Source organism: Rothia sp. 27098_8_27 (assembly GCF_041432805.1).
Lineage (GTDB): Bacteria > Actinomycetota > Actinomycetes > Actinomycetales > Micrococcaceae > Rothia > Rothia mucilaginosa.
In genome coordinates, this window is sequence record NZ_JAPWAJ010000012.1 from 1 (window position 1) to 5,561 (window position 5,561).

At 55.7% G+C, this 5,561-nt stretch carries 6 protein-coding genes; 5 read left to right on the plus strand and 1 reads right to left on the minus strand.

The annotated features are described in order from the left end of the window. Positions 1-78: 78 nt before the first annotated feature. The 4 genes from O3675_RS08935 to O3675_RS08950 all read left to right on the plus strand — a co-directional run bounded on the left by O3675_RS08935 (position 79) and on the right by O3675_RS08950 (position 3,473). Positions 79-426: a transposase gene (locus O3675_RS08935; protein WP_371572124.1), complete on the plus strand. Its 348-nt coding sequence runs from the start codon at positions 79-81 to the stop codon at positions 424-426. Between the two features lie 157 nt (positions 427-583). Further along, complete coding sequence (locus O3675_RS08940; protein WP_070846907.1) at positions 584-2,236, plus strand: pentapeptide repeat-containing protein; 1,653 nt, start codon at positions 584-586, stop codon at positions 2,234-2,236. A 92-nt stretch (positions 2,237-2,328) separates the two neighbouring features. Then, entirely contained in the window at positions 2,329-2,808 is a 480-nt protein-coding gene (locus O3675_RS08945) for a low molecular weight protein-tyrosine-phosphatase (RefSeq protein ID WP_246823098.1), read from the plus strand. Further along, on the plus strand, positions 2,805-3,473 hold the full coding sequence (locus O3675_RS08950; RefSeq protein ID WP_371572127.1) for a hypothetical protein: 669 nt from the start codon (positions 2,805-2,807) through the stop codon (positions 3,471-3,473). The genes O3675_RS08945 and O3675_RS08950 overlap by 4 nt, the downstream gene beginning before the upstream one ends. Before the next feature lie 94 nt (positions 3,474-3,567). On the opposite strand, the gene O3675_RS08955 is transcribed toward O3675_RS08950, so the two are convergent. Next, positions 3,568-3,696 carry a hypothetical protein gene (locus tag O3675_RS08955; RefSeq protein ID WP_371572129.1) on the minus strand — a complete coding sequence of 43 codons (129 nt, stop codon included), beginning with the start codon at positions 3,694-3,696 and terminating at the stop codon, positions 3,568-3,570. Positions 3,697-4,213: 517 nt separating this feature from the next. Here O3675_RS08955 and O3675_RS08960 point away from each other — a divergent pair. Then, positions 4,214-5,482, plus strand: a complete 1,269-nt coding sequence (locus tag O3675_RS08960) for a multidrug effflux MFS transporter (protein WP_371572131.1) — start codon at positions 4,214-4,216, stop codon at positions 5,480-5,482. Positions 5,483-5,561 lie beyond the last annotated feature (79 nt).

The following is a 5,561-nucleotide window of genomic DNA, read 5'->3' on the forward strand; positions in this document are numbered from 1 at the left end:
CCGGTCTATGACTTTGCCAGTAAAGAGATTGTCGCTCACTCCATCTCGATGTGCCCTAATCTTGCCCAGTAGCAACAGATGCTTCAGGTACTCATGGATGCCAAGCCTGCAGGGGTTGAACCGATTTTGCATTCGGATATGGGGTGGCAGTATCAGCATGAGACCTATGTCAGAACGCTTGCTGATAATGGTTTTGTTCAGAGTATGTCACGCAAGGGTAACTGCATTGATAATGGCGCCACTGAGCAGGTCTTCGGACACCTGAAGGACGAGTTTTTTCGTGGCCAAGACTGGCAGACCTTCGAGAGTTTCAAAGCTGACCTTGAGGCCTATATCATGCACTGGAATACGGTAAGGCGCCAGGTAAAGCTTAAGGGCCTGACCCCGGTAGAGTACCGGGTTCAGGCCCTGTTGGGAGCTGTGTAAGGGTTACTTATTTATAGCGTCCAAGTTTCGGGGCGCAGTTCAAACCACATCGGCGGGGCTTTCATTTATATGGCCGTTAGACGCCCCTGTCAGGTAGCTTGTGCACTATGCTGAGAGGTAACCATTCCTCTCATCGTAGATAGGAGAACTAGACATAATGTCTTTAGAACCGTCAACGGGGGCTTGGCTGTTGCTTGGCGTATGCACAGTTTTAGTTTCCGGTCTCTTGCTCTATGCACATCTCCGCAATCTCAAGCAGAAAGCGCCTCTGTTCTACTGCTGGCTTGGTGCAATCGCGGTCTTGGGCGGAGCCGCAGCTTTCTTCTTACCTATCGCAATTAACTCGGGTTTTGGTAAAAATGATGATGGCTCAGCTCTTCGCCAGGCTCTTCTCTACACCACCGGTGGTGTTCTGGGTGTCATCACTCTTGGTGAGACTCACCGAAAGAATAACCAGGAAAAAGAGAAAAACGAGAACGACCATACCCGCCAGGTGTATGCGGAACGACGTAGCCGGTACACCACTGCGGTAGAACAGTTGGCCAACGAAAAAGCAGCCGTCCGTCTGGGCGGTATCTATACCCTTGTTGGTCTAGTCGATGAATGGATTGCTGATGATTCTCTCGAACCAGACGAGCAACAAGAAGAGGGGCAGATTATTATTAATAACCTTTGCGCCTATATTCGTTCCCCTTTCCCCTTGGCAGAGAAAATTGAAGAATATGAAGCCCGCGAAGAACTAGAAAAGCTCCAGAAATCAGAATCCGAGAAGCTCAGTGAAGAAGAGTCTTCACTGCTCCAGGTTCTACTTAAGCGTTTCGAAGATTCTGATGAATACAAAAAGCCTAAAGATATCACCGCAGACTATGCAAAGTTCCACGCAGAACAGGACGTACGCCGCGCCATTTTTGAGGAAATGAGCAAACGTAGCAGCACTGTCAGTGTGGATGAGAGCAAGAAGGTAACTGTTAAATCCGGCGCGTGGAGCGGCTTCAAGTTCGACTTTAGCCGAGCACCCATTTTCTATCCCCTGAACAACCTCACCATTGAACAAGGTCAATTCAGCTCTGCCCGATTCTACAGAAACACGAACTTCATATTCGCAAAGTTCACCGGAAACGCAGACTTCACGGGCGCAATCTTTACAGGAAACACAGATTTTAGATATACGATCTTCAACGAACGTGCATACTTCGTAGACGTAGCCTTCAGCAGAACGGCAGATTTCTCGTACGCGGTCTTCAACAGATTCGCAGACTTCTTGAACGCGGATTTCGGCGGAGACGCGAACTTCTGGACGGCAACCTTCACCGGAGAGGCACGTTTCCGGGACGCGACCTTCGACAGAAATGCATATTTTACGCGCGCGACCTTCAACAGAGACTCATACGTATACTTTGCGCGCGCGACCTTCACCGGAGATGCATACTTTATAGGCACGACCTTCAACGGAGGTACACGCTTCGAGGGGACAAATTTCAGCAGATACATATACTTCCAGGATGCAACCTTCAACGGAGAAATGACCTTCCGAAGCACCTACTTCGAAAAGTATGCACCCACATTTGCAGAGGGTTCTGACTCAGCCCGATTCTCTGACCAAGTCAATTGGGAAGACAGCAACTTCTCTGTTCGTTCCGATAGCCAGCCTATTGAACTTGGTAGCGCAACGCTCGGGGATAAAACCTTCAGCGTCCCCTTCGGGACCGTAGTTTTTGACCCTGGTTCATGGGATGAAAAAACTAAGGAGTACACCCATATGAGTGTCACATGCTGCAGAATTCAACGCTCTCCCCAGCACCAGGAGTAGCCCACCAGCACAGCCCCGCCTGTATCCTCTGATGCAGCGGGGCTGTGCCGCACCCTCTACCCCACCGATACACTAGAACCATGTACCGAATCATGACTGTCTGCACCGGCAACATCTGCCGCTCCCCCGTCGGCGAATACCTCATCCGCCAGCACGCCCAAGAAGCCGGCGTGCCCGTCACCGTCACCTCCAGCGGCATCAGCAACGAAGAAGAAGGCAACCGCATCGACCCGCGCGCCGCCGCGCAGCTCACCACCCGCGGTATCGACCCGTCCGCGCACCGCGCCAGCGTCTTCACCGTCGAGGACTTCGACCGCAACGACCTCATCCTCGCCATGGACGCACCCCACTACCTGCGCCTCAAAGCCCTCGCCCGCAACGACGAGGACAAAGCCAAGATCCGCATGATGCGCAGCTTCGACCCGAAGGTCACCACCACCCACCTGGACCAGCTCGGCATCTACGACCCCTGGTACGGTAGCGAACGCGACTTCGTGTACACCACCGACCTCATTGACGCCGCCGCACGCGGCCTCATCAACCACCTCAAGCAGGAAGGCGACGCGCAGTGAGTCAGCGTATTCCCCTGAACCAGAACCGCCGCGTCACCGGCACCACCGAAATCCTGGAGCTCTGCAAAGACATGCTGCGCCTGGAGCACGGCATCGGCAACGACTTCGACATGGACACCGCCGAATTCACCGAATTCCGTGCCCAGTTCCTCGCCGACTTCGCACAGATCCCGCTGATTATCGGCATTGACGGCCGCAGCGGCACCGGCAAGACCAGCCTCGCCACGCAGCTTGAGCAGGAACTCACCGCCGCCGGACACAGCGTGCACGTGCTGCACCTGGACGACTTCTACCCCGGCTGGGACGGCCTCTTCGACGGCGTGGAGGCGTGGGACGCGCTATCCGTGCAGCTCACCGAAGGCATTGCCGGAACCTACACCCCCTGGGATTGGGAGGCGAGCGCACCCGGTGAGGAGCGCACCGTCGACCCGGCGGCTACGCAGGTCATCATCTGTGAGGGCGTCGGCGCGATTGCGGGCGCCTGCGAGGTGCGTATCCTCGCCACCGCTCCCGACGAGGTGCGCCGCGAACGCGCCCTGGCTCGTGATGGTGACACGTTCCGCCCGCACTGGGAACGCTGGGCGGCGCAGGAGGAGGCGCTGCTCGCCGAAATCCCGGAAGACTACGCGACCGTGGACTTCATCTACGACAGCGCGGCGCAGTAACAGCCGCCTACAAAACAGTAGGGCCCAATGCTTCGTGTATCTCGAAGCATTGGGCCCTACGGCTATTTAGCGGCAGTTTTACTGAGGCCCTGTTTTATTCGGGCATGGGAGCCGGGCTAGCGGATTCCATGCGGTCTTTATCCCAGTAGGTTGAGGTATTGCTCGGCGCGTGCGTGGAGGCAGTGCCGTCTTTGCCGTTACCCGGGTTGTTGCTAGAAAGCACGGCAAAGATTATGAGCAAGACACAAGCTATAAGCAGCAGGATGCATAGCAAATATTTGTAATAGTGGTTGCGCATCTGAGGTTATCCCTCCGGTTGTATCGCGTGGTATGACCAACGTAAGTTATGCGGCCGCCCCGAGCAATGCTTCTCAAGAATATTTCTCAAATATTTCTACATGGGCTGGGGGTTGCTGATTGGCAAGCTAAAGCAAACGGCTCAAGGGGCGGTGTTATCCGTAAGCGACATCAGGGTGTCCGAAGCGAAGCGAGGACGGGTGCCCCTGTAGGAGCGAGGATAACACCGTCCCTTCTGCGTACCCTCTGCAATCCTGTCTCTCCTAGCTCAAAAAAATATCAAACATTTAACTTACGAAGCCGCCCCCAATTCTGCTACCGTGAACAAGTTGTGCTTCCAGCCTGCGCAAGCTCATCCCCGGATCCGGTACCGCTGCATCCACGTCTTGTAGAGCCGCAGGCGCCGTTGCATGCGCATCACACAGAAAGAAAAACTAAGACATATGTCTTCGAAGTCGACTAAGACCTCTTTCGGGCTATCGCCCATTTTTATCGTAGTTCTGGCGCTGCTGACCGCTATCGCGCCGCTTGCCACGGACATGTACCTGGCGGCGCTGCCCTCAGTCGCTGAGAATCTGAACACCACCAGCACGAACGCATCGCTGACGTTGAGCGCGTTCATGGTGGGTATGGCGCTCGGCCAGCTGGTCGTGGGTCCGCTGTCGGATAAGACGGGCCGCCGCAAGCCGCTGCTGATCGGTGCGGTGGTTTGTTTCATTGCGACGGTGGCGTGTGGTTTCGCGCCGAATATTGAGCTGCTGATTTTTGCGCGTTTCATGATGGGCTTCACCGGTTCGATTGGTGCGGTGTTGGCGCGTTCTATCGTGGCTGATACGACTGAGGGTCTGGCGACCGCTAAGCTCATGGGCGTCATGATGATGATTAACGGCTTCGCGCCGGTGCTTGCGCCGCTGTTTGGTGGCTGGGTGCTGTCGTGGGGCAGCTGGCGCGATATTTTCCATGTGCTGGGCGTGATTACCGCGATCATGATGCTCGGCGTGATCTTCGTGATTAAGGAGACCCTGCCGGTGGAGGAACGCTACCAGGGCACCGCCCTGAGCGTGTACTCGGAGCTACCGAAGGTCTTCAAGATTCGCCGCTACCTGGGTTTCATGCTGACGATGTGCTTCGCGTTTGGTGCGCTGTTCTCGTACATTTCTGGTTCGACGTTTGTGCTGCAGAAGATTCTGGGTCTGTCTGAAACCCAGTTCACGATTGTGTTCGGTGTGAACTCGATTGGCATTGTGCTGTTCAGTGCGATTGCGACGAAGCTGGTTGGTCGTGTGGCGCAGCGCCGCATTGTGAATGTTGGCGTGGTGAGCCTGCTGGTGGTGTCTTCGCTGCTGTTGGTTAGCTTCCTTGTCGGTATTTCGCTGGTGCCGACGCTGGTTCTGCTGTTCCTGCTGACCAGCTCGTGCGGCCTGATTTTTGGTAATGCTTCGGCGTTGGCGTTGAACGAGGCGCGCCACATGGCGGGTAGTGCTTCGGCGGTGATGGGTACGATTCAGGCTCTGCTGGGTGCGTTGGCGGCGCCGCTGGTGTCGTTTGCCGGTGAGCATGAGTACCTGCCGATGGGCTTCTCCATTTTTGGTTTCGCGGTCCTGACGGCGCTGGTGCTGTGGACTACGCCGCGTAAGGATTCGGACTACTCGGCTGACGGTGAGAGCCACGGCGCTGGTGAAGGTCAGGGTGCTCCGGCGGCGGGCCACTAGCCTGTTGCTTTTTGTGTAGCTAAAGCCCCGGATGGGCAACCCGCTAAGTGAACTGCCTCCCGTTTCTTGGACATCAAAA